Raw genomic sequence first — 26,057 nt, forward strand, 5'->3', positions numbered from 1 at the left:
CGATTAAAGCCCCCAAAGAATCTGAATGCCCCACACGACATATACAAACATTACGAGCACACAGGCTGCCTGAAGCAGAAAACGCGGCATCGCGGATTTGATGTAGTCGGTAGAAACTGTCCACAAGCCAACCCACGCGTGCCCGGCAATGGACAGCAGCGCAAGCAGACTGAAGATCTTGAACCATCCCTGAGCAAACAATGCAGACCACGCCTGGTAGTCAACATCGGTGGTCACAAAGAAGCCAAGCAGGAACAGCGTGTACAGAGCTAATACGTAGGCTGTTACGCGCTGGATGATCCAGTCCTGAATACCGTTACGACCAATATTCGTTACACTGTTCATGCCCATACCCAGACTCCTGCCAGAACGATGAGAACAACGGAAACCGCAATCGTGGCTTTCGCGGCGAGGCGCCCGCTTTCAAGCTCTTCGCCAATACCAGCGTCCATCAACAGGTGTTTGATACCTGCAACCAGGTGGTACAGCAGAGCAGACAGGATGCCCCAGATGATCAGCTTCGCCAGGAAGCTGTCCAGCAGCTCATTCACCCGGTTAAAGCCATCTTCTCCGGAAAGGGAGAGATCCAGGCCGTACATCAGGAAGGCAACACCTACGAAGATGATGATGCCGCTGATGCGATGCAGGATCGAAGTAATGGCTGGCAGCGGGAAATGAAACTTGCCGAGATCGAGATTTACTGGTCGTTTGCTATTCACAGCGCTCTCACACTCTCTCTTGGTTCCGCGGGACCGCAAAACGGTGGCGGATGGTTGGTATGTTGGGACCGGAGAATCGGTACGATACCGATAACCGATTGGTTCAGGAGGGCGGATGACTACCCGGTAGCTTGCTATACTCAAGCCCATAAGCCGGTGCATCCCCGATTCCGGGCTACGGATTATAAGGAGACACCCCGGTAATTACAAACTTGCAATCGCCCTCCAGGCCTTGCAGCTTGCAGCCTCTACCCATCTATAAGGCTTATTGACAAAACCAATTTCCGCCCCAGGGGCCCGATATTCCGGATATCCCTCATTTACAAACGGGAAGAAATTTGCCGTTTTCTCCGCCAGTGCATTGACAAAAAAAGCTGACGCCCTATATTTTGCCGCCAGTTTTGCGATAATACGCGCTTTCTGGCGCATCTACACATGCAGAAAAGCTGTTATAGCTAATCAGACAGGAGAGCACCATGACCGACAGGAAAGCCACGCTCTCGGTGGGAGATAAGTCCATTGAGCTACCGGTTTATTCCGGCACCGTCGGCCCTGACGTTATTGACGTACGCGGCCTGGTACAGGAAGGCGTTTTCACTTACGACCCCGGATTTGTATCCACCGCAGCCTGCGAATCGGCCATCACATACATCGATGGCGCCAACGGTGTTTTGCTGCACCGCGGCTACCCCATTGACCAGCTGGCCGAGCACTCCGACTTCCTGGAAGTCTGCTACCTGCTGCTGAACGGCGAACTGCCCAGCGAAGAAGAAAACAAGCGGTTCCACGACACCATCAAAAACCACACCATGCTGCACGACCAGATGCGCAACTTCTTCAACGGCTTCCGCCGTGACGCGCATCCAATGGCCATCATGTGTGGCGTTGTGGGCGCGCTGTCTGCTTTCTATCACGACCAGATGGACGTTTCCGATCCCAAGCAACGTGAAATCACCGGCCATCGCCTGATCGCGAAAATGCCGACCATTGCGGCATGGTGCTACAAGTATTCCATGGGACAGCCTTTCATGTATCCACGGAACGACCTGTCCTACGCAGAGAACTTCCTGCACATGATGTTTGGCACTCCGTGCGAAGAGTACAAGCCAAATCCTGTTCTGGCCAACGCCATGGACAAGATCTTCATTCTGCACGCTGACCACGAACAGAACGCGTCCACCTCCACCGTTCGCCTTGCAGGCTCTACCGGCGCCAACCCATACGCCTGTATTGCGTCCGGCATTGCCGCACTCTGGGGCCCGGCTCACGGCGGCGCGAACGAAGCGGTACTGGACATGCTGGCCGAGATCGGCGACGAGTCCAACATCGAGAAGTTCATTGCCAAGGCAAAAGACAAGGACGATCCGTTCCGCCTGATGGGCTTCGGCCACCGGGTTTACAAGAACTTCGATCCACGCGCCAAGGTCATGGCTCAGACTGCCCACGAAGTATTGAGCGAACTCGGCCTGGAAAACGATCCGCTGCTGAAAATTGCCCAGCGCCTGGAAAAGATCGCCCTGGAAGACGAGTACTTCGTTCAGCGCCAGCTGTATCCGAACGTCGACTTCTACTCCGGCATCATCCTGAAGGCCATCGGTATTCCGACCTCCATGTTTACCGTTATCTTCGCCATGTCCCGTACCATCGGCTGGTTCTCCCACTGGAACGAAATGGTCAGCGGTGCCAACCGTATCGGCCGCCCGCGCCAGCTGTACACCGGCTCGCCGAAGCGGGACTACCCGAAGAAGTAAGCACACCACTTGCCTTCAACCAGAAAAAAGCCGCTGACTTCAGCGGCTTTTTTTCATTTCCCGGTCAGTCTTTCACCATGCTAACGACAGTCCGCCGGCAGTAGTTTTTCAACAGCGTTCTGACCATAGCAACTCCAGAATAACCCGTTATCGGTGACCTCCGGTTCCAGAACGATGTATTCCGACTCTCCGGTTTCATCAACCCCCATCTCAATGCCGATCACACCACCGTCATAGACATCGATAGTATAGTCTTCACCAGAGCCCCCGAAGGTACCGCCATAACCAAGCTCCGCCATCGAGCCGGGCCAGGCCTGGTGTTCACTGACATAGGCATCGACAGAATCCGTAACCCCCAAGCCTTCCAGGTAGGCATCCTGATAGCGACTTCTCTCTACGTATTCCTGATACTGAGGAATCGCAACAGCGGCAAGTATGCCGACAATGGCCACCATCACGAGCAAGGACGCAGCCCCTCCCCCAACCCCGAGCCTCGGGACGAACAGAGCGAAGAACCAGGCTAACTTGCTCCGCCCCGGGTGAGATACTTCACGCCCTTCCGACAGGGCAATGGCCGCTGCCATTCGCTTGGTGAGCCAGGGGTAGTCTCCCGTTATTTCGTTGAAGGACATCCAGAAGCCGTTGGTCACAGCCACTTGCCCTACAAATGCGTCCACGTTGATGGTTTGCCAGCGGGTATCGCCAGCAGCGATTGCTGCCAGCGCTGCCTTGATGTCCTCCGGTGACTGACAGCAGGCTACACCGTAGCGATCACACGTGTATTCTTCGGCACGCCGCAACGCCGGCCCGATTACAGGCAGCCAGGCAGCGGGTGCCAGCACCGCGGCCCCCAGGAAAGATGGCGCCGGTGAATATGACCCAACTCATGACCGATGTAGAAATCAATAGCGTCCGGGCGCTCTTCCAACGCATCAACAACATCAGTGAACAGCACAACAAAATGCCGTCCAAGAAACTTGGTCGCAAGTGCATTGAAAAAGTCCGTCCGCAGGAGGTAGGCTTCCGGCACCTCCTTTACCCCAACCTTTTCGCAACAACGAATAAGCCGGTCATAGAGATCCGGATATTGCTCGCGACTGATTCGCACCCCAGACCCCTTCAGGTGTGAGATGAAAGCCGAATGGGCAAAGAGAAAGAACACGTACCCCACCAACAGATACAGCAATACAATACCGAGCGTCCCCAGTATCAGAGCCAGCCAGATGGCCACAGCAAGCACCGCCGTCACCAGCAGCAACGGTTTTTCATGTTTGTATACCAGATTCATTTACTTCCCTCACGAATAAACTACAGGCGGCATCACGGCCTCCCCCATTCGCTGAACAACAAGGATAAGAAGCACCGGGAGACCCAAAAACTGGTTTCTCACGGCCTGTAAGCATCCATGCGGCTAGCCTGCTAAGTATAAGAAGGCCTGGAAGCGCCTGCTATCGTATGCGCCTGAAATAGGCAGATAGTTTACCGGTCTGTGATTAGCGTCATGCCTGCATTGAGCATTCTGTGAGCCCAGACCAATGGATACCCCGCGAACGGTCGAAAAGGGTTTCAATCCTTTCGGCTCGATTTCATAATCAAAGCACACTGACACTCACCGACTGGAGTAAATCAATGACAACAACGGTAGCGTTTATTGGCCTGGGCGTAATGGGTTATCCCATGGCGGGGCATTTGGCAAACGCAGGACTTTCTGTCCGTGTCTGGAACCGGTCTGGCGAGAAGGCAACACAATGGGCGTCAGAACATTCAGGCGCCGCCTGTGATTCGATCGCGCTCGCTGTCAGAGACGCAGATTTTGTCATAACCTGTGTTGGCGCTGACAAAGATCTGATCGAAGTATTTGAAGGCGACGAGGGAATCATCGCAAACGCTCCAGAGGGCGCCATCCTGATTGACCACACGACGGCATCTGCGGGGATTGCCGAACGCCTGGCCGAGTCCGCTGGCGCCCGCAAACAGGCTTTTATCGATGCGCCGGTTTCGGGTGGTCAGCAAGGCGCCCAGAATGGCGCACTCACCATCATGTGTGGCGGCGCCGAGCAGGCGTTCGAAAAAGCCAGGCCGGTCATGGCGCACTACGCTCGTGCGCTCAACCTGATGGGCCCGGCGGGCAGCGGGCAGAAAACCAAGATGGTTAACCAGATTGCCATTGCCGGGTTGGTTCAGGGGCTTTCAGAGGCGCTGCACTTTGCCGAGCAGGCAGAGCTGGATGTACGCAAAGTGGTGGATGTGATTTCCAAAGGTGCAGCCCAGTCCTGGCAGATGGAAAACCGTTCAGGAACCATGATTGCCGGTGAGTTCTATCACGGGTTTGCGGTTGACTGGATGCGAAAGGATCTGGGGATCTGCCTGGAGGAAGCGAGAAAAGTGAATGCATCGCTGCCGGTTACCGCACTGGTAGACCAGTTCTACGCGGATGTGCAATCCATGGGCGGACGACGCTGGGACACATCCTCTCTCATACAGCGGCTACGCAAGTTCCGTTAACGCGCCAGCGTATACGAGAGTAACGCACCCTCGCCTTCTCAAAGGTGAGGGTGCGCCACCAACCATCTTACTTTTTCTTGTCGCGCGGCACCCAGCGACCATTTTCATACCACGCTGACCACCCCGTAGCCTTGCCGTCCTTCTCCGACATGACGTACTGCTCTTTTGATTTTCGGCTATAACGAATGACCGTCGGATTGCCTTCCGGATCTTTTTCCGGGGCATCCATCAGATAATCGTATTTCGGGTCGATTTCCTTGCGGTGCGGTTTGATCTCCATCACCAGTGGCGGCCGGGTTTCCCGATTTTTCGGAAACTTGCTGGCTGCCAAAAACAGGCCGGACGCACCATCACGCAGTACGTAGGTATCGTCCACCTTATCGCACTTGAGCTCTGGCATCGGCACCGGGTCCATTTTGGGGGGTGCCGGCTCACCATTTTTCAGCAACTTACGGGTGTTCTTGCATTCGCTGTTGGTACAACCGAAGTACTTGCCGAATCGGCCGGTCTTGAGCTGCATCTCGGAGCCACACTTGTCACATTCCAGCGTCGGCCCATCGTAACCTTTGATACGGAACGTACCCTCTTCAACCTCGTACCCTGAGCAGTCCGGATTGTTACCACACACGTGTAGCTTGCGCTTCTCGTCGATCAGGTAGCTGTCCATGGCGGTGCCGCATTTCGGACAGCGGCGCTTTTTCCGGAGCAGTCGGGTTTCGCCTTCCCCTTCCACGTCGTCGTCAGCGCTCACCACTTCGTCACCAGACACCAGGTTAATGGTGGTCTTACAGCGCTCCTTGGGTGGCAGCGAATAGCCGGAGCAGCCCAGGAACACCCCGGTACTGGCCACCCGGATCTGCATATTCCGGCCACAGCTCGGGCACGGTATATCGGTTTCCGTGGGAGTATTGGCGCGCATACCACCATCCGGCTTCTCAGCGCTTTCCAGCTGACTACGGAACTTGGCATAGAAGTCGTTCAGCACTTTCTTCCACTGGACTTCACCCTCGGCGATCTCGTCCAGCTCATCTTCGAGGCGCGCGGTGAAATCGTAATCCATCAGGTTCGGGAAGGATTCCGCCAGCCGCTCGGTTACGATTTCGCCCATTTTCTCCGCGTAGAAGCGACGATTCTGAAGCTTTACGTAGCCCCGATCCTGAATAGTAGAAATGATTGACGCATAGGTGGACGGTCGGCCGATACCCTGCTTCTCCAGCTCTTTGACCAGGCTGGCTTCGGTGTACCGGGGTGCCGGTTTGGTAAAGTGCTGCGTTGGATCCAGTTTCTTGAGATCCAGGGGCTGATCCACCTTGATATCTGGCAATGCCACGTCTTCATCTTTCTTGGTGGACTGCGGCGCTGCCTTCAGGAAGCCGTCAAACTTGACGATACGGCCTCTGGTGCGCAATTCGTAGTCGCCGTTGGCCACCACAATCGAGGTGCTCAGGAATTCGGCATCCGCCATCTGACAGGCAATAAACTGACGCCAGATCAGGTCGTAGAGCTTCTCTGCGTCCTTTTCCAGGCCGGTAATATCCGTTGGCCTGCGAGCAACATCGGTCGGGCGAATCGCTTCGTGAGCTTCCTGAGCGCCCTCCTTGCTGCCATAGACCCGCGGCTTCTCAGGCAGATAACGTTCGCCAAACTGCTTCTGGACGAAGTCACGACAGCTGGCTACGGCATCCTGGCTCAGATTGGTGGAATCCGTACGCATGTAGGTAATGAAACCGGCCTCGTACAATCGCTGGGCCAGCATCATGGTTTTCTTGACGCTGAACCCCATGCGGTTACTGGCCGCCTGCTGCAGCGTGGAGGTAATAAATGGCGCGGATGGGCGAGATCGGGTCGGCTTGTCTTCGCGTTTGGCCACCTTGAAGCCGCCAGCCTTCAGGCGTTCAACGTGCTCCTTGCTCTGAGCCTCGTTCACCGGCCGGTAGGGCTTGTCGTTATAACGGGTTACTTCAAACCGGACCGGGTCTTTGGTGCCCTCTGCAGCCAGGTCTGCATGCAATTGCCAGAACTCTTCCGGCACAAACTTCCGGATCTCCCGCTCCCGTTCCACAATCAGCCGCACGGCGACGGATTGCACACGTCCGGCAGACAGGCCCCTGGCAATCTTTGCCCACAACAGCGGCGAAACCATATAACCCACAACACGGTCCAGGAACCGGCGGGCCTGCTGAGCGTTCACCCGGTTGTTATCCAGGTTGCCCGGATCCTTGAAGGCTTCCTGAATTGCCCGTTTGGTAATCTCGTTGAACACCACGCGCCGATATTTGTCCGGCTCGCCGCCAATGGTCTCCTGAAGGTGCCAGGCAATCGCCTCCCCTTCTCTATCCAAATCCGTTGCCAGATAGATATGGTCAGCAGACTTGGCCAACCGTTTGAGCTCGCTGACCACCTTTTCCTTACCGGGCAGAATCTCGTAACGGGCGCTCCAGTCATGGTCGGGATCTACACCCATACGGGCTACCAGTTGTTCGCGGGCCTTACGCTTCTTGTGCTCGGCTTTCTCTTCCGGGCTCATCTTGCGTGTGGCCGCTGCCTGCTTCGCCCTTTCTTTCGGGTCTGACTGGCTGCCGCTGCCACTTACGGGCAGGTCACGGATGTGGCCAACACTGGACTTCACGATAAAATCCGAGCCCAGGTACTTGTTGATGGTCTTCGCTTTCGCTGGCGACTCGACAATAACGAGACTTTTACCCATATCGGAGATCTGTATCCTTGGCGATCAATCGGTCAATATCTGAACAGAACCGTAAACTCGCATAAAAATCAGGCAACTGGAAAACACAGAGGCTGCCATTCTGTATAGGCTCACTGTTTTACAGGGTCAAGATTGGCAAGACAACCCATTCTTTGATTTCAATCAGCCTTTTTTCCGGGTTCCGTCGCATTTTGCGCGTCCGGAAACAGGAAGGCCCGGCATATGCCGGGCCTCCTGACTGAGCTCACTAATCAGATACTCCTGATCAGATACGCTCCCACACAGTGGCAATGCCCTGACCAAGACCGATACACATGGTGGATACACCAAGCTTACCGCCTTTGGCCTGCATGATATTCAGCAGTGTGGTGGAGATACGGGCACCGGAGCAGCCCAGCGGATGGCCAAGAGCAATCGCGCCGCCGTTCAGGTTCACCTTCTCTTCCATGACGCCCAGCAGTTTCAGGTCTTTCAGAACCGGCAGGGACTGGCCAGCAAAGGCCTCGTTCAGTTCCCAGAAGTCGATATCTTCAACTTTCAGGCCTGCACGCTTCAGGGCCTTCTTGGTGGCCGGTACCGGGCCGTAACCCATGATCGCGGGATCGCAACCAGCCACGGCCATGCTGCGGATCTTGGCAATCGGGGTCAGACCCAGTGCTTCTGCCCGCTCAGCGGACATCAGTACCATGGCAGCCGCGCCATCGGTCAGCTGGGAAGACGTACCGGCAGTTACGGTACCGTTCTTCGGATCAAACGCCGGACGCAGCTGGCCCAGGGACTCAGCGGTCGTTTCCGGACGAATGGTCTCGTCTTCTTCGATCAGCTTCACAAAGCCGTTTTCGTCGTGGCCTTCAATCGGAACGATTTCGTTCTTGAAGCGGCCTTCAACAGTCGCTTCGTGGGCCAGGCGATGGGAACGGGCACCGAACTCATCCTGCTGCTCGCGGGTAATACCGTGCATTTTCGCCAGCATTTCTGCAGTCAGGCCCATCATGTTGGACGCTTTTGCAGAGTACTTGGACGCAGCCGGGTTGTGGTCGAAACCCTCAGTCATGGGTACGTGGCCCATGTGCTCGACACCGCCTACCATGAACACGTCACCGTTACCGGTCTGAATCGCCTGGGCAGCGGTGTGAATCGCGCTCATGGCAGAACCACACAGACGGTTTACGGTCTGGGCAGCAGACTCGTGCGGGATACGGGTCAGCAGGGAAATCTGCCGCGCCACGTTAAAGCCCTGCTCCTTGGTCTGGTTTACACAGCCCCAGATCACATCTTCTACTTCTTTCGGGTCGAGCTTCGGGTTGCGCTCAAACAGTGCTTCAATCAGCGCAGCCGACAAAGTCTCGGCACGTACGTTGCGGAAACAGCCGTTTTTGGCACGACCCATCGGAGTCCGCACGCAATCGACGACGACAACGTCTCTCGGATTAAGGCTCATAGATCTTTCTCCGTTCGGAAATCTCGTTAGGGTTAGCCAAAGAACTTCTTGCCAGTCTTGGCCATTTCACGCAGCTTCTCGGTCGGCGCGTACAGCGGGCCAAGATCTGCGTACTTGTCTGCCAGTTCGACGAACTTGTCGACGCCCATGTCGTCGATGTAGCGCAATGCACCACCACGGAACGGAGGGAAGCCGATACCGTAGATCAGGCCCATGTCTGCATCGGCCGGGTCTTCAACAATGTTGTCTTCCAGGCAGCGAACGGTTTCCAGGCACAGAGGAATCATCATGCGGGCGATGATTTCTTCTTCATCGAAGTCTTTGCTGCCGTCAACCACAGGCTCGATCAGCTTGTAGGTTTCTTCGTCGACAACCTTCTTCGGCTTGCCCTTCTTGTCTTCTTCGTACTTGTAGAAGCCCTTGTCGTTCTTCTGGCCGTAACGGTTGTTCTCGAACATCACGTCAATGGCAGACTTGAAGTCGGCCTTCATGCGCTCGGGGAAACCGTCAGCCATAACTTCGTTGGCGTGCTTGGCAGTATCCATGCCGACAACGTCCAGCAGGTAAGCCGGGCCCATGGGCCAGCCGAACTTTTCCATCACCTTGTCGATCTTCTGGAAATCGGCGCCGTCACGTACCAGCGCGGCAAAACCACCGAAGTACGGGAACAGAACACGGTTAACCAGGAAGCCCGGGCAGTCATTGACCACGATCGGGGTCTTGCCCATAGCCTTGGCATACGCAACGGTAGTCGCGATAGCGCGGTCACTGGTCTTCTCGCCACGGATAACCTCAACCAGCGGCATCATGTGCACCGGGTTGAAGAAGTGCATGCCACAGAAGTTCTCCGGACGCTTCAGGTTCTTGGCCAGAAGGTTGATGGAGATAGTCGAGGTGTTGGAGGTCAGAATGGTGTCTTCGCGAACCGCGTCTTCGGTTTCACGCAGAACAGCATCTTTCACCTTCGGATTCTCAACAACCGCTTCAACCACCAGGTCGACGTTCTTGAAGTCGCCGTAGTTGAGGGTCGGAGTAATTGCGTTCAGAACGTCGCCCATCTGGCCGGCGTCCATCTTGCCCTTGGCAACACGCTTGGACAGCAGCTTCTTGGCTTCATTCAGGCCCAGCTTGATGCCGTCCTGATTGATGTCCTTCATGATGATCGGCGTGCCTTTCAGTGCAGACTGGAACGCAACACCACCGCCCATGATACCTGCGCCCAGTACAGCGGCCAGGTTCACATCAGAGGCTTCTTTTTCCCAGGCACTGGCTTTCTTCTTCAGGGCCTGGTCGTTCAGGAACAGACCAACCAGACACGCAGCAACGTTGGTCTTGGCCATCTTGGCAAAGCCTTTGGCTTCTACTTCGATCGCCTTGTCGCGGGTCATGCCGGCATGCTTCTGCATGGTTTTGATCGCTTCCACCGGCGCCGGATAGTTCTTGCCAGCCTTGCCGGCCACGAACGCCTTGGAAATCTCGAATGCCATCATGCTTTCCATGGCATTGAGCTTGATCTTGCCTTTCTTTTCTTCACGGCGAGCCAGGTTGTCCAGCTTGCCTTCGTTGCACTGATTGATGATGGCAACGGCTGCGTCGACCAGCTTGTCAGCGCCTACAACAGCGTCAACAGCACCGGTTTTCAGAGCGGCATCAGCGCGGTTTTCAGTACCACCGGCAATCCACTCAACCGCATTGTCGACACCAACCAGGCGGGACAGGCGAACAGTGCCGCCAAAACCCGGGAAGATACCCAGCTTCACTTCCGGCAGACCTACCTTGGCCTTGGGAGCCATAACACGGTAGTCGGTCGCCAGACACATTTCGAAACCACCACCCAGAGCGATACCGTTGATAGCGGTAACCGTCGGGAACGGCAGGTCTTCAATGGCGTTGAATACTTCGTTGGCCTTGAGGTTATTGGCCACGAGGTCTTCTTCGGAACCGGCAAACAGCTCGGTGAACTCGGTGATATCGGCACCGACAATGAAGCTGTCTTTGGAGCTGGTTACCACCAGGCCCTTCAGGTTCTTCTGGGATTTGAGTGCTTCAGCTGCGGCGCCCAGTTCTTCGATGGTGAGACGGTTGAACTTGTTGACTGACTCGCCCTGCAAGTCGAAGTCCAACTGAGCGATCCCGCCTTCGATCTCTTTAACCGTGATGGCTTTACCTTCGTAAATCATCAACTGATCTCCAGTCTGTGTTTGGAACTGCTGACAACCGGCGGACGATGGCCGCCATGCCGGCTGTTTGTGCAGCGAGATTTCGGTCACTGCCCGATCTTCCGATCCAAAAATTCATACAGTCGTTTGAATCGTGAGGGCACACGATGAAAAAAAAAGACGCGTTTGTCAATTTGTTTCTGAATGAAACCTGTAGAAAAAAGGGAGCTGACTCTGTAAGCACCGGAAACTACTTGATTAGCCGGCAGACTTACTTTAACTTCGGGTTACGACTTTAGTCCACAATAATAAAACTGCATTACGGAGACTCATCCGATGAAAGACGCCCGCCTGCGGATCCAGTCGTTGATTGCCGCGTTCATTCTTCTCGCCCTGACGGCTTTGAGCGCCAAAGCCCAGGAAACCGGAGCAGAGTTTCTGTCTGACCTCCACGATTTCCGGGTTAACAATTACCTGGCCCTCGATGCCTTTTACAACTTCAGTGCAACCGGCGATACCGAAACACTGAACAGGATCGTTGTCGGAATCAACAACTCGAACGATGCCATGAATTCCGTGGTCGCCAGCACCAGCGGTGTTCTTTCTGAACAGCAAGTAGAGGAACTGAACCAGGCTTTCGATCAGTTCAAGAACCTGATGCGTGGCAACATCAATGAAGTACGTGACCGTGGCTACCCGGATCTTCGCCTGATGGCCGACCTGGCAAACCAGGCCCTGAACATGAACAACCTGGCCACCGAACTGTACTCAGTGGCGCAGGAAGGCAGCGGCATCAAAGCGGACACGCGCATCGAGTCGGCGCGCTCAGCCGCTGTTGTCATGGCCCAAATGATGGCACGTTATGCGGCCAGAACGCACTCGTCCGTCTCCCAGACCTTCCAGGGTGCCTCCAGCGAAGTCCCTCTGGACGAACAGGCAAAGACATTCGATCAACTGCTGTCGTCACTTCGGGCCGGCTCAACTAACGGCGAGCTCAAGGCTGCCCTGGACGATGTCGCTTCCAAATGGCAGTTCATCCGCGGCTCCTACATCAACTACAACGAAAACAACGTTGGCTTTGTGATTGATCGCTACTCCAAAGGCATCATTGAAGGCCTGACCAACGCCATTGACCTGCTTCGCGCCAGCGCCTGACGCTCTTCCGGGGTGAGCACCCAGCTCACCCCCAGCCAAATCCCTCCCCGGTTGATACCGGTCAGCATGACAAAACACTTTCCCCGGTATACTCTCGGTACTATTCTGAACCTATTCCCCAAGTACGAAGGAGCGCTAACCTATGTCCACCTATAAGAAAATGCTGGTTGCCATTGATCTGACCGAAGAGGCACCACAGGTTCTGAACAAAGCCAAAGCAATGTGTGACGCCCAGGGAGCGGAGTTGGTGCTGGTTCACGTTGTTGAGCCGGTTGGTTACGCCTATGGTGGCGATATTCCGATGGATCTTTCCGAACTGCAGGATCAGCTGGACAAGGCTGCCCGTGAACAGCTGGGCAAGTACGGGGATGAATATGGTATTGCGGCAGCCAACCAGGTGGTAACCGTTGGCCGGCCGGAATCGGAAATCCACCGCCTGGCCAAGGAACACAACGTTGATCTGGTGATTGTGGGAAGCCATGGCCGCAAAGGCTTCCAGTTACTGCTTGGCTCAACTGCGAACGGTGTTCTTCACGGTACGGAGTGCGATGTGTTGGCCGTTCGTATTCATTAAGACTCTTGATGACGGGGAAGGCATCAGCCCTCCCCTTTCATCCTGGCCTGTAGCTTCCTGAGCTGGCTTTCCAGAGAAACACTGACGCTGGATGCCATTGAGAAAAAGTTGAGCAGTGCTTTCAGATTACTGTCACCCTTACAGACAGCATGTATCCGCTGCCAGAGCGCCTGATTGACCAGCTGCAGCCGCTGATTACGCTCCACCAAACCCTTTAGTTCCCAATCCGCTTCCTGCTGATTCCGCTTTGCGAACAGCTGTTGAAGCAGATAATACCCCACACTGCGCATCACAAATTCATCGCTGTTGGCAAACGGCAGGTGGTGTAACGCCATAGGCTTGAGCTCCGACAGCACCGGGCAACCACTGGTAGCCATCTTGAGCCCCAGCAGAGAGCGCAGGGACTCTTCCAGCGTCGTCTGCTTGAAATAGGAGCGACGCTCATCCGTAACCGTTACTTCCACTTTCTGATAGGCGTCTTCTGCCTGAAATGCCTCTACCACCGGCAATATCTCGGTTGCCGCCGGGCAATACGGGGTATCGCCGGGTTTCAGCGGGCAATTCGAACACTGGCAATGCTCGAGGCGAACCCAGGCCGGCAATGGCTGGCCCTGTGACGGCGAGGATGACCCCCCACTTACCTTGAACTCGATATTGCGGCCATCCTGAAATTTGAAATTGTAATCTATGTTCATTGATTCGCCTGTTCTTCCAGCTCCATCCACCGTTCAATCACCGACTCCAGGCGAGACTCCGTTTCCGCCAGTTGTTCCAGAGTGGCCGATACATCTTCCGGTGGGCCTGAATAAAAATCCGGTGCAGAAATTTTATCCTGAAGCTCAGCTACCTGCTGCTCCAGTTGTTCGATTTTGCCGGGCAATTGCTCCAGCTCAAGTTTAAGCTTGTAGCTCAGTTTTACGGGCTTCGGTTTTGCCGACTGCCCCACAGTACCACTATCCTGCTTGGGCTTTTTATCGGAACTGTCGGGTTTATCACGCTTGTCCTGTTTGTCCAGCCGGCTACCGGAGGTTTCCGAGGGAAAACGACCGCCTTGCCGGCGCCAATCTGTGTATCCACCCACGTATTCCGCCACCGCCCCGGAACCATCAAGAAAAATGGTGTCAGTCACCACGTTATCGAGAAATTCCCGGTCATGACTGATAACAATCACCGTACCTTTGAACTCCGAAAGCTGCTCTTCCAGCAATTCCAGGGTTTCGACATCAAGATCGTTGGTCGGTTCGTCCAGCACCAGAATATTGGCCGGTTTACTGAACAACTTGGCCAGTAGAAGCCGCGCCCGTTCACCACCGGAGAATACACGCACGGGAGAGCGTGCCCGTTCCGGGGTAAACAGAAATTCCTGCAAATATCCCAGCACATGCTTGCTCTGACCATTGATATCAATGAATTCCCGGCCCTCAGCCAGGTTATCCAACGCATTCCTCTGGAGATCCAGTTCTCCCCGAAGCTGATCAAAGTAGGCAACCTGAAGATTCGTTCCCAGCCGGATATTCCCCTCGGTGGGCTTCAACTCCCCCAACAGCAGGCGCACGAGGGTCGTCTTCCCCGTGCCATTCTCGCCAACCAATCCGATCTTATCGCCCCGGAGAATAGTGAGATCCATATCGCGAACCACCGGCTCCCCTTCTACATACGAAAAACCGGCGTTGCTGGCTTCCACCACCAGCTTGCCCGAAATATCCGCCTGCTCAACGGCAAAACTGGCGGTGCCACCCCGCACCCGACGCTGCCTGTGCTCTTCACGCATCGCTTTGAGCGCCCTCACCCGCCCCATATTCCGAGTGCGGCGAGCCTTGATACCCTGGCGGATCCAGGCTTCTTCCTGTTTCAGGCGCTTGTCGAAAAGCGCGTTCTGGCGCTCCTCTTCCTCCAACGCTTTTTCCTTAAGCTCCAGATATCGGTTATAACTGGCAGCAAAACTCACCAACTGCCCCCGGTCCAGCTCCACGACGCGAGTGGCCATTCGCCGGATAAACGCACGGTCATGACTGACAAACAACATGGCCCCACGGAACTGCGACAGCGCCTCTTCGAGCCAGGCAATGGCGGGCACGTCAAGATGGTTGGTCGGCTCATCCAGCAACAGAATATCCGGGTCTGCCACCAATGCCCTGGCCAAAAGCACGCGGCGCTGCCAGCCCCCGGAAAGGGTATTCAGCACCCGATCCGGGTCCACACCATATTGACCCAGAATCGTGGTTACCTTCTGGTCAAGCCGCCAGCCGTCCAGAGATTCCAATCGTTCCTGAACCTTCATCAAACGCTCAAGACTGGATTCGTCCGCCTTTTGGGATAGCCGGTGGAATTCCGCCAGCAGATCCCCGGTTTCCGGAAATGCGGAGGCCACCACATCATAGGCTGTACGAGCGTCATCCGATGGCAGGCTCTGGGGCAGTACCGACAACACAGAGCCATCTTCCAGGCGCACCACGCCGCCGTCCGGCGTCACTTCCCCGCTGACGATTTTCAACAGCGTGGATTTCCCCTCCCCGTTTCGGCCCAACAGACAAACCCGTTCACCGGGGTCAATGGTCAGGCTTGCCTCATCCAGCAATGGATGCATGCCATAAGCGAGGGAGATCCGGTCTAGCGTTAACAGTGGCACTGTATCAATTCTCCTGATTCAAAACGGTTACCTTGTCGCCCACAGCAATCACACCCGGTTTTTGATGCACGGCATTCTGCCCAAAAATAACGCCGTCCTGGGTCTTTCGATACCCGGCCAGGGTCTTGAGGGGCTGAGTGGCGGGATCTTTTCGGCCAGTATCGGGATTGACCGTGGTCATCACGCAACGGGAACAGGGTTTGACAATATCGAGTTGGCTATCACCAACACTTATTTCCCGCCAGAGGTCTTCCGCCCAGGCCCCCGCCCCCTCAACCACAATGTTCGGCCTGAAGCGACGCATATCAACCGGGTATTCGAGACGGGAATTGAGCTCATCCAGAGACGACTGGTTAACTACCAGTAACGGGAAACCATCGGCAAAACCCACCCGGCGTTCGGCGTTGACACGGCCGGGATCCACCCGCCGAAAACAGCTGTCAGGCATATAAACCAGGCTAAGCTTTTCTCCGCAATAACGGCTCAAGGCCTCACCAGCGCGGCCGGCTCCGGCAGTGGCAACCACCTGATCACGCCAAACCGTTACTTCCACAGCGTCAGTGCCCGCCTCGAGAGGGAAAACCCCCTCGCCAGGCACATCAATAACGACCACTCCATCTCGCAGAGCCGTGGAAACATTGGCGAGCTCAGGCAAACGACGCTGAGTCACAAAACGGTTATCCCTGTCGATGATCATCCAGCGTCGATCGCCCTGCGGACCAAAATCATCCAACTCAAAACGGGACACTTCGATTCCCGCCAATGATTTGACCGGATAGATATAGAGGGATTTCACCTTCATGGTTTCGCCTTCCTCGGTTGCCGGATTATTCAGGAAATGGCTGCCGAGTATAACTGACGAGACAGGGGGAGTGAGTGATTTTGAGAGGCTTGAAACGAAGAAACCCGGCCTGAGGCCGGGTTTCGGAATTCTGGAGCGGGAAACGAGATTCGAACTCGCGACCCCAACCTTGGCAAGGTTGTGCTCTACCAACTGAGCTATTCCCGCTGATTGTTGCCGGGCGTTGCCTGACAACGGCTGCGTATTCTACTGATAACTCGGGGGCCGTCAACACTTTCGTGAAAAAATTTCACAACCGCCGATAATCATGGTGCACGCAGGTCTTCAGGTTCCACCCCAAGCGCCAGCTGAACGATCCTGGCCACCGACGCGCTCAACACCTCCGCCTCGGTGCCGGGCACCTCCAGCAACAGATCGTAGCTCATACCCAGCACCACATTGACGATCAGGGTGCCGTCCTGGCGAGGGCATGGCGAATCCAGGCGCTGCAGAAGCTGCTCCAGACCGTCAATCCAGGACTGCCGATACCGGCGTGCCACCCTGGCCAGGCGGTCGTCCCTGAGCGCCTCCATCACAAACACCTGCTCTGCCAGTACCTGCTCCCGCCGGCGTGTAAACTGCTCCTGCATCCAGGCCCGGGCAAAGTCAGTCAGGCGCTGACACAGTTCCGGACGAAACTCAGCACCCCGGCGCAATTGCTCAGGGGGCACACCATCAAGTACCAGATTCAAGGTGTCGTGGAACGCTTTCAGTTCTGCGCCGGCTTCTTTTGCGTAAAGCATGAAGGCATCGCTGATCAACTCATTGATGTCTCGGAAATAGTAGGTGGTTGCGGCCAAGGGAACCCCCGCTTCCTTGGCGACGGAACGATGCTTGATACCTTTGATACCGTTTTTGGCCGCTACCCGGATGGTTGCCTTGAGAATGGCATGACGCCGGATTTCACTTTTGGCCCGAGTGGTTCTGCCACCCCGCCCTGGGGCCCTGTTATCGTTGGGCATAGCTTTATTGGCGCCCGGGCCATCGTTCACCGCCGGGTTGGAAGATGACATCCTGTTCTCACTCCGCTGATTTTCTTGTTATTGCGTGTGAGTGAGTGTGCCCGTTATCGACTGCCAATTCGTTGAACCGATCATCAAACTGGCCAGCTCTACTGGCCAAAGCGTGGCCCACCTTCAAGATAAGCCAGTTCGTCCGGCGAAGAGGCGCGCTTCAGAGCTTTGTTGCGATGGGGAAAACGGCCAAACCGGGCAATAATATCCCGGTGATCGCGAGCCGATTGCAGAAAGCTGCCAAGAAAGTCTCCCAGAACGCCGTCGGTGGTGGCAGACAACTGCTGATAGCACTCTACTGAAAGATCCTGATCAGCCAGCTTCTCGGAGTGTTGCAGCGGCATATAGAGGAAGGCGCGTTGCACCGGGGGCAGCTCCAGATCCTGTCCTCGCTGCATTGCGCCACGGCACAACTGCCTGGCCAGCCGGTCGTTGTCAAAGGCCATGGCGCCTCCGCGAAAAATATTACGGGTGAACTGGTCCAGCAGAAGAATCTCAGCAAGCGAGCCTCCGGCGGCTTTACGCCAGTGATCTAACCCCTGCTCCGAGGCAAACAGCACCAGAGACAAAAACCGGCGCCGGATTTCCTGATCGAAAGCCCGGTCGCTGCGAAACCAACGGTTGCGATGATCGCGATCAGGAATACCATTTTCATCTAATTCACCGAACCAGAAATCCAGAAGCTCTTTCCAATCGAACATCTGACAACTCCCTGATACATTGATTGTCAGGATCACTTTAAACGGCCCACTGTCGTCAAGTTTACGGTCGTATCAAGACAAACGACCAGATCGGAGATGTTATGACCCAACCACACCAGATTATTCTACTGGCCCACGGCAGCAGCGACGCACGCTGGTGCGAAACCTTCGAGAAACTGGCCGAACCGACCGTAGAGTCAATCGAGAACGCAGCCATTGCCTATATGGAACTGGCAGAACCCTCGCTGGATACCATTGTGAACCGGGCCAAAGGGCAAGGCGTAGAGCAATTCACGGTCGTCCCGTTATTTCTCGCTGCGGGCCGCCACTTGCGAAAAGATGTGCCAGCCATGATCGAAAAGCTGGAGGCGGAACACGGCGTTACTATCCGCCTGGCTGAACCAATCGGGAAAAATCCGAGGCTTGGACTGGCCATCCGTGATGTGGTTAAGGAGGAACTGGAGCGCTCTGAACACTGACAAAGAACCAACGACGGATTCCGATCGCAGGAGGGAACCCATGGACAAACGTATATTGGTTACCGGTGCCACAGGGTTTATCGGCCACATACTATGCCGAGAGTTGATTGAACGCGGTTATGGGCTAACAGTTCTCAGCCGTCAGAAGCCGGATGCCGTGCGCTCCATCTGCGGCCGGGTAGAAGTCACGGATGATCTGGAAAAGTTGCGCGCACACCCGGGCTTCGATGCAGTTATCAACCTGGCAGGGGAAGGCATTGCCGACAAACGGTGGAGCCATGCCCGCAAGGAACAACTGCGTGCCAGCCGCATTGATCTTACCCGCACCCTGGTCGGAGTGGTCAGAACCTGGAGCAACATGCCGGAGGTTCTGGTATCCGGCTCTGCCGTCGGCTTTTATGGCAACCAGGGGGATCACCTGGTTACCGAAGACACAGAACCCCATGATGAGTTTACACACCAACTGTGCCGGGACTGGGAACAGGAGGCACTGAAGCTTGAAACTGATGGCGTGCGCGTTTGCCTGTCCCGCACCGGCGTGGTGGCCGGCCGTAACGGCGGTTTTCTGCAACGCATGATCCTGCCCTTCAAGCTCGGGCTTGGCGGAAAGCTGGGCTCCGGACGGCAATACATGCCCTGGGTTCACAGGGACGACGTGGTTTCCGGCCTGCTCTGGATGCTGGATACGCCAACGGCAAGCGGCCCCTACAATATGGTCAGCCCGAACCCGGTCACCAATGCGGAATTTACGAGAACGCTTGCACAGGTTCTACACCGCCCAGCCGTTATACCGGCTCCAGCGCCTGCGCTGAAACTGATGCTGGGGGAAATGGCCGGGCTGTTACTGACCGGTCAGAAGGCGATACCGGAACGGCTAAAACGTGAGGGTTTTGAATTCCGGTTTGCGGAACTGGAAGCCGCGTTAAGGGAAAGTGTGGGAACTTAACTTTTTTAAGAAAAAGCGTTGACAGCCCAGGGCACCTTACTTAATATACGCGCCACCTCGACGAGGCAAGCTTTTGAAAACGTTGCGTCCCCTTCGTCTAGTGGCCTAGGACTCCGCCCTTTCACGGCGGCAACAGGGGTTCGAACCCCCTAGGGGACGCCAATTTCAAAGCTGTCTGTTCGTCAGCTGCCATGACCACCTTGGTGGTGCTTTCCTCCTTTAGCAGCATGGCTCTTCTGATCCTTCATGACGAAGATGCCAACTCCGACGAAGAAGCCAATCATCAGCAATACTGTGGCGATTCCGGCGATTACAACTGCGTCCATATACATGGCTATGTCTCCTGTACCTGTAAAACTTGATTAAGCTCAGGTTACGCCGGCACCGCCTGCCCCGTATTGATCTGCATCAAGCTCATTTCGTCATTGCAATAATTGCCAAAGTGAGACGCCCTGCCCCATTTCTCTCGATTTATCCTGAGTTTGCAGCGCATTTGCCATAAACTGCTGCTATAGTCGTAGGCAAGGGAATACAGGTAACAAAGTCAGGGATCGCTTCTGTAATTGCTATGTCCGATACTTCCTTGGATGGTCGAAAAATCAAAGACATGCCAGACATTGCGACGCGTTTGAAACGTTTTCGTGCAGCCTCTCCTTTATCTTTCCGGCTGGTGGCATGGATCCTTCTGTTCAGCTCTGCTTTTACACTGCTCGCATCCGGCATCCAGATCTACTCAGACTACCGGGAGGATCTGTCCAAGATTGAACAGCGGATGCAGGTTATCGAATCCGGTTATCGTTCCAGTCTTGCCCAGAGCCTGTGGGCGCTGGATCAAAAGCACCTGCAAACCCAAATGGACGGTATCCTTAGTCTGCCCGATATCGAACACCTTCGGCTCCGGATTGAACCTGACTCGGAGCTGGTCATGGGAGAGCTCCCAAGAGAAGCCGATACCCTCACCCACAGTTTTGAGCTGATCTATCGTGACGATGCCGAGTTCCAGCTGGGCGAACTCACCATAACCGCCAGCCTGCAGCGAGTGTACGATGAGCTGCGGCGCCGGGTGGGGTTCATTCTTGGCACCCAGTTCCTGATCGTTTTCTTTGTTTCCATTCTGATTCTATGGATCTTCCGCCACCTGGTCACCCGCCACCTGGCTGACATGGCTGACTACACCCGCGATCTGTCATTGCGGAATCTTGCGCGCCCGCTGGAACTGGATAGGCCTGATACGCCGGCTTACCAGCGTGATGAACTGGGTATGGTGACGGAAGCCATTAACCAGATGCGCGAACGCCTTACCGATGACGTGGCAAGGCGGGAACGGGATGAAGCCGAAATTCGTAAATTCTCCAAAGCCATCGACCAGAGCCCGTCTTCGGTTCTGATCTGTGACCGGCAATGGCGCATTGAATATGCGAACCGGAAATTCAGCCAGCTGACGGGGAACAGCCCGTCTGAAATCATCGGCAAGCATCCCTCCTCACTCATTGACCCTGGTGTGGATTCCCACGAAGCCAGACAGCTCTGGAAATCCATCAGGCTTCAGGTACAGCGCGTGGGCGTTTGGCAAGGCGAAGTCAACAGCACACGGAAAAATGGCGAGCGCTACTGGGAACAGCTTGTGGTCACCCCTATCAAGGACAATAACGGTGAAACCACCGGTTACCTGATACTCGGGGAAGACATCAGCATCCGCAAACGTTACGAACAACAACTGTTGCGGCAAGCGAACTACGACATCCTTACCGGGCTTCCCAACCGGATGCTTGCACTTGATCGTCTTAAACTGGCGCTGGCCCAGGCAAGGCGTGATGAATCCAAGGTTGGTGTGATGTTCCTGGATCTGGACAACTTCAAGCACATCAACGACACGCTCGGCCACGATGCCGGCGACACGCTGCTGATTGAAGCCGCGCGCCGGATCTCCAGTTGCCTGCGAGGCACCAGTACGGTTGCCCGACTGGGGGGTGATGAGTTCCTTGTGGTGCTGCCGGGGCTTAACGGGCCGGACGCCTCTCGCCAGGTTGCTGAACGTATTCTGAAAACCTTCGCACCTCCGTTTATGCTCAGCGGCCAGGAAGTGTTCGTTACGACCAGTATTGGCATCGCCACCTTCCCGGACGACTCGGATAACAGCGGCACCCTGCTCCAGCACGCCGATGCGGCCATGTACGAGGCAAAACACAAAGGCAAGAGCGCCTATGCCCGCTTTACTCCGGAGATGACCGAGGTTTCCCACGAGCGCCTGCAGATGGAATCTCACATGCGCAAGGCCCTGGAGCTGGGTGAATTCGAGCTCTATTTCCAACCCATTGTCGACACCGCCAGTGGTGGCCTGGTGGCGGCAGAAGCCCTGCTTCGCTGGAACAATCCGGCCATGGGCATGGTGATGCCAGATCGCTTTATTCCGCTGGCCGAGGAAACCGGCCTGATCATTCCGATCGGCGAATGGGTCGTCAAGGAAGCCTGTCAAGCCGCGTACTGCTGGCAGGCGATGACCGGGCGCGAGATCAGCATTGCCGTCAATGTATCACCACGCCAGTTCCGGGACCCCGGGTTTACCGACGCCATCATGCGCGCGCTGAACGACAGCAATTTACGGCCGGAACTGCTGGAACTGGAAATCACGGAACGGCTGATTCTGGACAATTCCATCGAAACCGCTGATATCCTCAAACAACTCGACAAAGTTGGAATCCGCTTGTCGGTCGACGATTTCGGAACTGGTTATTCGGCACTCAGCTATCTGAAAAGCTATCCCTTCGATACCCTGAAAATCGACAAGTCATTTGTTCAGGATGTCCTGAAAGAAAACGAAGACGCTTCCCTGGTTCGCGCGATTATCAACATGGCCCACAGTCTTGGCCTGAAAGTGGTCGCCGAAGGCGTTGAGGAAGAGGATCAGACTCACTTCCTGAAAGCGGAGCATTGCGACTACTCCCAGGGCTACTTCTACAGTCGCCCCCTGCCCGAGCAGGATTTCATTCACTGGCTCGAAACCAATGAGCGGGCCAATCTCAAGTAATCAACACGGCACAACCATGGACGACTCTATCCTCGTCGTGAACTGCGGCAGTTCATCACTGAAACTTGCCCTGTTTGATCACGACCACCATAAAATCACCTCTGCCCTGGCGGAAAGACTCAATCAATCCGATGCCTTTGCCCGTATCAGTGGCGACAAAACACCGGTTCACTTACCTTCCGGTGCCAGCCACAGCCAGGCGCTGGCGGCGCTCGTCAACGCATTTAAAGACCGGGCTCTGATGACGGGCGAACCCATGGCTGTTGGCCATCGAGTGGTCCATGGGGGCGAAACCTTCCGTGAAGCTTCGTTGATTGATGATCAAACAGTGTCCGCCATTGAAGCCTGCGCAGCGCTGGCCCCCCTGCATAATCCGGTAAACCTCGCGGGCATTCGCGCCATGCAGGCGCTGTTCCCGAACGTTCCACAGATCGCGGTATTCGATACCGCTTACCATCAGACCCTGCCCGAGCGCGCTTACCGATACGCACTACCGGAACGGTTCTACAGCGACTGGGGAGTGCGTCGTTACGGCTTCCACGGCACCAGTCATTATTTCATGGCACACGAGGCCGCTCGTCTGCTGGACAAGACACCGGCCACTACCTCAATTATCTCTGCCCATCTGGGTAACGGTTGTAGCATCACAGCGATCCAGAATGGGCTCAGCGTCGATACCAGCATGGGCCTGACTCCGCTTGAGGGACTCGTGATGGGCACCCGCAGCGGGGATGTCGATCCCGGGCTTTTCGATTACCTGGCAAGTCGTGGCATGAGTGCCAATGACGTCCACGAGATGCTGAATAAAGAAAGCGGATTGCAGGGGCTCTCAGGCCAGACCAACGACATGCGAACCTTGTGCGAGCTGGCTGACCATGGCCACGAACCCTCACAGTTGGCAATTGACGTATTCTGCTTCCGCCTGGCGCGGTATATTGGAGCGATGACCGCGTCCCTGACAAAACTGGACGCTCTGGTCTTCACTGGCGGCATCGGTGAAAACAGTGCCCGCATTCGCCAGGACACAACCCGACATCTGCACCTGCTTGGGATTGAGCTGGATCCGGACCTCAACGAGCATCACGGCCGCTGGAGTGATGGCCGCATCAGTTCCCCGGACTCGCGTTATCCGGCGCTGGTCATTCCCACAAATGAAGAACTGGTGATTGCCCGAGAAGCCTCCCGCCTGGCCGCTGCCGGCACCGAACACTCCGAAGAATGAAACCTGGAACAATCATGGCAAAAAGTCTTTTCATAGCCCCAACCTCTCTTGACTCCGGCCTGACATCCGTATGCCTAGGTCTTCTGCGCGCCCTGGAACGGGAAGGAGTGAGCGTCGGCTTTTACAAACCATTCAGTCAGTCCGTACACAGAGGCGAAGCGCTTCATAACGACGGCAAGGATTCTTCGGTGGCCTTTGTGCGTGCCCGCAGCCACCTCGAACCACCCGACCCGATTCCCCTGAAACAAGCCCAGCAGCTGTTGAACCACGGCAAAGCAGACCTGCTGATGGAGAACGTGGTCGGTGAATACCAGAAAGTCGCCAATGAAGCGGATGTGGTCATCATTGAAGGATTGGTACCGGACAGAACCGAAGCCTATATCGCCCGGCTGAACGTGGAAGTCGCCCGCAATCTCGGTTCCGAAGTGATCCTGGTGAGCACACCGAAGAGCTGTACTGCCAGCGAGCTCGATGACGACCTGGATTTCTCCTCACGCCTGTTTGCGGCACCGTCGGATCCTGACGTGATTGCGGTCATTCTTAACAAGGTGGGAGAACCACAGAAGTCCGGTATGGCACTGGATCATCCGCCGGCAAGTGAAGCCACCGAAACGGATTATCACACCTCCTGCAAAGTGTTCGCGAACGGCCGCTTCCAGTTGCTGGCGCAGATTCCCTGGCAACCACAACTGCTGGCACCCCGGGTCTCTGATGTAGCGCGAGAGCTTGGTGTTCCGGTACTGCACGAAGGGCAAATGCACTCACGGCGGGTGCAGCGGGTATCAGTGTGCGCCAGATCCATCCGCAACATGACCGACACCCTCAAGCCAGGCACCCTGATGGTCACCCCTGGTGATCGCGAGGATATCGTAGTGGCCACGGCCGTCGCCGCCCTCAATGGTGTCCCGCTTGCCGGGCTGATGCTGACAGGCGGCCTGATGCCGGACGAACGGGTTATAGAGTTGTGTCGGCGGGCACTGGACACCGGTTTGCCAGTGCTGAGCTCGGAAACCAATACCTACGAGAGCGCCCACCTGTTGGCAAATCTGTCTTCAGCCATTCCCATTGACGATCCGGAACGTATTGAAGAAGCCATGGAATCTGTGGCCCGGCGAATCAATACCCAGTGGCTGCAGGAGCACCTGAAAGTTCAGCGCCAACGTCGGCTCTCGCCTCCGGCATTCCGTTATCAGCTATCGGAGAGAGCCCGGGCTGCAGCCAAGCGGATCGTCTTGCCAGAAGGCAGTGAACCCAGAACCATTCAGGCAGCCATTATCTGCCATCAACGTAACCTGGCTCATTGCGCGCTGATCGGTGATCCACACGAAATTCGCTCAGTCGCCGCCTCCCAGGGCGTGGAACTGCCAAATGACCTGGAAATCATAGACCCGCAATCGGTGCGCGAGCGTTACGTGGCGCCCATGGTGGAGCTGAGAAAACATAAAGGCCTGACACCGGATATGGCCGAAGCCATGCTGGAGGATAACGTCGTTCTGGGTACCATGATGGTGGCCATGGACGAAGCCGACGGACTTGTATCCGGCGCTATTCATACCACGGCCAACACCGTGCGCCCTGCCCTCCAACTGATCAAGACCCATGACAACGCCAAGGTGGTGTCATCGGTATTCTTCATGTTGTTACCGCAACAGGTGCTGGTATATGGCGACTGCGCCATCAACCCAGACCCGAATGCCGAAGAACTGGCCGATATTGCCATACAGAGTGCCGAATCTGCTGAAGCCTTTGGTATTGAACCTGTGGTTGCAATGATCAGCTACAGTACCGGCGAGTCCGGCAGCGGTGAGGATGTCGACAAGGTTCGCGAAGCCACCCGCATTGCCCGGGAACGGCGCCCGGATCTACTCATTGACGGACCGCTGCAATACGATGCTGCGGCGATTGAGAGCGTGGCAAAATCCAAAGCCCCGGGCAGCAAGGTGGCCGGCAAGGCTACCGTGTTTGTGTTCCCGGACCTGAACACGGGCAACACCACCTACAAGGCGGTGCAGCGCAGTGCCAATGTCGTCAGCGTGGGGCCCATGCTCCAGGGCTTGCGAAAACCGGTAAACGACCTGTCCCGCGGGGCCCTGGTGGAAGACATTGTCTTCACCATTGCCCTGACGGCAGTACAGGCAAAACAGGTCGCGGATGCAGGAGCCGCCTGATCAGGGCTCCTGGCAGGGA

23 protein-coding genes and 2 tRNA genes are annotated in these 26,057 nt (G+C 55.9%); 10 read left to right on the plus strand and 15 right to left on the minus strand.

The window, feature by feature from the left end:
- Positions 1-3: 3 nt before the first annotated feature.
- The 3 genes from sdhD to OZ656_RS11480 form a co-directional block, all read right to left on the minus strand.
- Positions 4-345: a succinate dehydrogenase, hydrophobic membrane anchor protein gene (gene sdhD / locus OZ656_RS11470; protein WP_011784659.1), complete on the minus strand. Its 342-nt coding sequence runs from the start codon at positions 343-345 to the stop codon at positions 4-6.
- Positions 342-719: a succinate dehydrogenase, cytochrome b556 subunit gene (gene sdhC, locus OZ656_RS11475; RefSeq protein ID WP_011784658.1), complete on the minus strand. Its 378-nt coding sequence runs from the start codon at positions 717-719 to the stop codon at positions 342-344. The genes sdhD and sdhC overlap by 4 nt, the downstream gene beginning before the upstream one ends.
- 204 nt (positions 720-923) lie before the next feature.
- Entirely contained in the window at positions 924-1,148 is a 225-nt protein-coding gene (locus OZ656_RS11480) for a hypothetical protein (protein ID WP_014421719.1), read from the minus strand.
- Positions 1,149-1,195: 47 nt separating this feature from the next.
- On the opposite strand from OZ656_RS11480, the gene gltA reads away from it, so the two are divergent.
- Complete coding sequence (gltA, locus tag OZ656_RS11485; protein ID WP_011784657.1) at positions 1,196-2,470, plus strand: citrate synthase; 1,275 nt, start codon at positions 1,196-1,198, stop codon at positions 2,468-2,470.
- Between the two features lie 80 nt (positions 2,471-2,550).
- Here gltA and OZ656_RS11490 read toward each other — a convergent pair whose 3' ends face one another.
- Together OZ656_RS11490 and OZ656_RS11495 are read right to left on the minus strand one after the other, a co-directional pair.
- Complete coding sequence (locus OZ656_RS11490; RefSeq protein ID WP_049756860.1) at positions 2,551-3,312, minus strand: pilin; 762 nt, start codon at positions 3,310-3,312, stop codon at positions 2,551-2,553.
- The gene (locus OZ656_RS11495; protein WP_049756858.1) at positions 3,282-3,758 is read right to left on the minus strand and encodes a M48 family metallopeptidase; all 477 of its coding nucleotides are present in this window, start codon (positions 3,756-3,758) and stop codon (positions 3,282-3,284) included. The genes OZ656_RS11490 and OZ656_RS11495 overlap by 31 nt, the downstream gene beginning before the upstream one ends.
- 341 nt (positions 3,759-4,099) lie before the next feature.
- Between OZ656_RS11495 and OZ656_RS11500 the strand changes: the two genes are divergently transcribed.
- Entirely contained in the window at positions 4,100-4,975 is an 876-nt protein-coding gene (locus OZ656_RS11500) for an NAD(P)-dependent oxidoreductase (protein WP_379944501.1), read from the plus strand.
- Between the two features lie 67 nt (positions 4,976-5,042).
- Here OZ656_RS11500 and topA read toward each other — a convergent pair whose 3' ends face one another.
- The 3 genes from topA to fadB form a co-directional block, all read right to left on the minus strand.
- Positions 5,043-7,682 (minus strand): type I DNA topoisomerase, encoded by a 2,640-nt coding sequence (gene topA / locus OZ656_RS11505; protein WP_379944502.1) that lies wholly within the window; start codon positions 7,680-7,682, stop codon positions 5,043-5,045.
- Positions 7,683-7,947: 265 nt separating this feature from the next.
- Positions 7,948-9,123: an acetyl-CoA C-acyltransferase FadA gene (gene fadA / locus OZ656_RS11510; RefSeq protein ID WP_379944503.1), complete on the minus strand. Its 1,176-nt coding sequence runs from the start codon at positions 9,121-9,123 to the stop codon at positions 7,948-7,950.
- 32 nt (positions 9,124-9,155) lie between these two features.
- Positions 9,156-11,303: a fatty acid oxidation complex subunit alpha FadB gene (gene fadB, locus OZ656_RS11515; protein ID WP_199451822.1), complete on the minus strand. Its 2,148-nt coding sequence runs from the start codon at positions 11,301-11,303 to the stop codon at positions 9,156-9,158.
- A 315-nt stretch (positions 11,304-11,618) separates the two neighbouring features.
- Between fadB and OZ656_RS11520 the strand changes: the two genes are divergently transcribed.
- Both OZ656_RS11520 and OZ656_RS11525 read left to right on the plus strand, forming a co-directional pair.
- Positions 11,619-12,437, plus strand: coding sequence for a hypothetical protein (locus OZ656_RS11520; RefSeq protein ID WP_379944504.1), 819 nt, complete (start codon positions 11,619-11,621; stop codon positions 12,435-12,437).
- Positions 12,438-12,579: 142 nt separating this feature from the next.
- The gene (locus OZ656_RS11525; RefSeq protein ID WP_379944505.1) at positions 12,580-13,011 is read left to right on the plus strand and encodes a universal stress protein; all 432 of its coding nucleotides are present in this window, start codon (positions 12,580-12,582) and stop codon (positions 13,009-13,011) included.
- 23 nt (positions 13,012-13,034) lie between these two features.
- Here OZ656_RS11525 and OZ656_RS11530 read toward each other — a convergent pair whose 3' ends face one another.
- The 6 genes from OZ656_RS11530 to OZ656_RS11555 all read right to left on the minus strand — a co-directional run bounded on the left by OZ656_RS11530 (position 13,035) and on the right by OZ656_RS11555 (position 18,195).
- The gene (locus OZ656_RS11530; RefSeq protein ID WP_379944506.1) at positions 13,035-13,706 is read right to left on the minus strand and encodes a DUF6901 family protein; all 672 of its coding nucleotides are present in this window, start codon (positions 13,704-13,706) and stop codon (positions 13,035-13,037) included.
- Positions 13,703-15,640, minus strand: a complete 1,938-nt coding sequence (locus tag OZ656_RS11535) for an ATP-binding cassette domain-containing protein (protein ID WP_379944507.1) — start codon at positions 15,638-15,640, stop codon at positions 13,703-13,705. Before OZ656_RS11535 ends, OZ656_RS11530 begins: the two co-directional genes overlap by 4 nt.
- Before the next feature lie 4 nt (positions 15,641-15,644).
- Complete coding sequence (locus OZ656_RS11540) at positions 15,645-16,442, minus strand: MOSC domain-containing protein (RefSeq protein WP_379944508.1); 798 nt, start codon at positions 16,440-16,442, stop codon at positions 15,645-15,647.
- A gap of 131 nt (positions 16,443-16,573) precedes the next feature.
- Positions 16,574-16,649, minus strand: a tRNA-Gly gene (locus tag OZ656_RS11545).
- Between the two features lie 98 nt (positions 16,650-16,747).
- Positions 16,748-17,494 carry a TetR/AcrR family transcriptional regulator gene (locus OZ656_RS11550; RefSeq protein WP_379944509.1) on the minus strand — a complete coding sequence of 249 codons (747 nt, stop codon included), beginning with the start codon at positions 17,492-17,494 and terminating at the stop codon, positions 16,748-16,750.
- A 98-nt stretch (positions 17,495-17,592) separates the two neighbouring features.
- Positions 17,593-18,195: a DUF924 family protein gene (locus OZ656_RS11555; protein WP_273031454.1), complete on the minus strand. Its 603-nt coding sequence runs from the start codon at positions 18,193-18,195 to the stop codon at positions 17,593-17,595.
- A 101-nt stretch (positions 18,196-18,296) separates the two neighbouring features.
- Here OZ656_RS11555 and OZ656_RS11560 point away from each other — a divergent pair, with 101 nt between their 5' ends.
- From OZ656_RS11560 to OZ656_RS11570, 3 genes are all read left to right on the plus strand, one after another.
- Positions 18,297-18,674, plus strand: coding sequence for a sirohydrochlorin chelatase (locus OZ656_RS11560; RefSeq protein WP_022992480.1), 378 nt, complete (start codon positions 18,297-18,299; stop codon positions 18,672-18,674).
- 40 nt (positions 18,675-18,714) lie between these two features.
- Positions 18,715-19,620: a TIGR01777 family oxidoreductase gene (locus OZ656_RS11565; protein WP_206852231.1), complete on the plus strand. Its 906-nt coding sequence runs from the start codon at positions 18,715-18,717 to the stop codon at positions 19,618-19,620.
- A gap of 86 nt (positions 19,621-19,706) precedes the next feature.
- A tRNA-Glu gene (locus OZ656_RS11570) sits at positions 19,707-19,782 on the plus strand.
- A gap of 20 nt (positions 19,783-19,802) precedes the next feature.
- Here OZ656_RS11570 and ccoM read toward each other — a convergent pair.
- A complete protein-coding gene (ccoM, locus tag OZ656_RS11575) occupies positions 19,803-19,952 on the minus strand; it encodes a cytochrome c oxidase subunit CcoM (protein WP_022992482.1) in 150 nt (49 codons plus the stop codon).
- Between the two features lie 236 nt (positions 19,953-20,188).
- On the opposite strand from ccoM, the gene OZ656_RS11580 reads away from it, so the two are divergent.
- From OZ656_RS11580 to pta, 3 genes are read left to right on the plus strand one after another with little or no spacing between them, the layout of a single operon-like run.
- Complete coding sequence (locus OZ656_RS11580; protein WP_379944510.1) at positions 20,189-22,648, plus strand: EAL domain-containing protein; 2,460 nt, start codon at positions 20,189-20,191, stop codon at positions 22,646-22,648.
- Positions 22,649-22,664: 16 nt separating this feature from the next.
- Complete coding sequence (locus OZ656_RS11585; RefSeq protein WP_379944511.1) at positions 22,665-23,870, plus strand: acetate/propionate family kinase; 1,206 nt, start codon at positions 22,665-22,667, stop codon at positions 23,868-23,870.
- A gap of 14 nt (positions 23,871-23,884) precedes the next feature.
- Positions 23,885-26,038 (plus strand): phosphate acetyltransferase, encoded by a 2,154-nt coding sequence (gene pta, locus OZ656_RS11590; protein WP_036149660.1) that lies wholly within the window; start codon positions 23,885-23,887, stop codon positions 26,036-26,038.
- The last annotated feature ends 19 nt before the right edge of the window (positions 26,039-26,057 follow it).

Origin of the sequence: Marinobacter sp. LM1 (assembly GCF_042763285.1) — a bacterium.
In the GTDB taxonomy this organism is placed as follows: Bacteria; Pseudomonadota; Gammaproteobacteria; order Pseudomonadales; family Oleiphilaceae; genus Marinobacter; species Marinobacter nauticus.

Excerpts from the sequence above, each read along its gene's own strand:
- sdhD (WP_011784659.1), bottom strand. The coding sequence starts at position 345 with ATGAACAGTGTAACGAATATTGGTCGTAACGGTATTCAGGACTGGATC.
- OZ656_RS11480 (WP_014421719.1), bottom strand. The coding sequence starts at position 1,148 with ATGCGCCAGAAAGCGCGTATTATCGCAAAACTGGCGGCAAAATATAGG.
- gltA (WP_011784657.1), top strand. The coding sequence starts at position 1,196 with ATGACCGACAGGAAAGCCACGCTCTCGGTGGGAGATAAGTCCATTGAG.
- OZ656_RS11495 (WP_049756858.1), bottom strand. The coding sequence starts at position 3,758 with ATGAATCTGGTATACAAACATGAAAAACCGTTGCTGCTGGTGACGGCG.
- OZ656_RS11500 (WP_379944501.1), top strand. The coding sequence starts at position 4,100 with ATGACAACAACGGTAGCGTTTATTGGCCTGGGCGTAATGGGTTATCCC.
- topA (WP_379944502.1), bottom strand. The coding sequence starts at position 7,682 with ATGGGTAAAAGTCTCGTTATTGTCGAGTCGCCAGCGAAAGCGAAGACC.
- fadA (WP_379944503.1), bottom strand. The coding sequence starts at position 9,123 with ATGAGCCTTAATCCGAGAGACGTTGTCGTCGTCGATTGCGTGCGGACT.
- fadB (WP_199451822.1), bottom strand. The coding sequence starts at position 11,303 with ATGATTTACGAAGGTAAAGCCATCACGGTTAAAGAGATCGAAGGCGGG.
- OZ656_RS11520 (WP_379944504.1), top strand. The coding sequence starts at position 11,619 with ATGAAAGACGCCCGCCTGCGGATCCAGTCGTTGATTGCCGCGTTCATT.
- OZ656_RS11525 (WP_379944505.1), top strand. The coding sequence starts at position 12,580 with ATGTCCACCTATAAGAAAATGCTGGTTGCCATTGATCTGACCGAAGAG.
- OZ656_RS11530 (WP_379944506.1), bottom strand. The coding sequence starts at position 13,706 with ATGAACATAGATTACAATTTCAAATTTCAGGATGGCCGCAATATCGAG.
- OZ656_RS11540 (WP_379944508.1), bottom strand. The coding sequence starts at position 16,442 with ATGAAGGTGAAATCCCTCTATATCTATCCGGTCAAATCATTGGCGGGA.
- OZ656_RS11550 (WP_379944509.1), bottom strand. The coding sequence starts at position 17,494 with ATGTCATCTTCCAACCCGGCGGTGAACGATGGCCCGGGCGCCAATAAA.
- OZ656_RS11555 (WP_273031454.1), bottom strand. The coding sequence starts at position 18,195 with ATGTTCGATTGGAAAGAGCTTCTGGATTTCTGGTTCGGTGAATTAGAT.
- OZ656_RS11560 (WP_022992480.1), top strand. The coding sequence starts at position 18,297 with ATGACCCAACCACACCAGATTATTCTACTGGCCCACGGCAGCAGCGAC.
- OZ656_RS11565 (WP_206852231.1), top strand. The coding sequence starts at position 18,715 with ATGGACAAACGTATATTGGTTACCGGTGCCACAGGGTTTATCGGCCAC.
- ccoM (WP_022992482.1), bottom strand. The coding sequence starts at position 19,952 with ATGTATATGGACGCAGTTGTAATCGCCGGAATCGCCACAGTATTGCTG.
- OZ656_RS11580 (WP_379944510.1), top strand. The coding sequence starts at position 20,189 with ATGTCCGATACTTCCTTGGATGGTCGAAAAATCAAAGACATGCCAGAC.
- OZ656_RS11585 (WP_379944511.1), top strand. The coding sequence starts at position 22,665 with ATGGACGACTCTATCCTCGTCGTGAACTGCGGCAGTTCATCACTGAAA.
- pta (WP_036149660.1), top strand. The coding sequence starts at position 23,885 with ATGGCAAAAAGTCTTTTCATAGCCCCAACCTCTCTTGACTCCGGCCTG.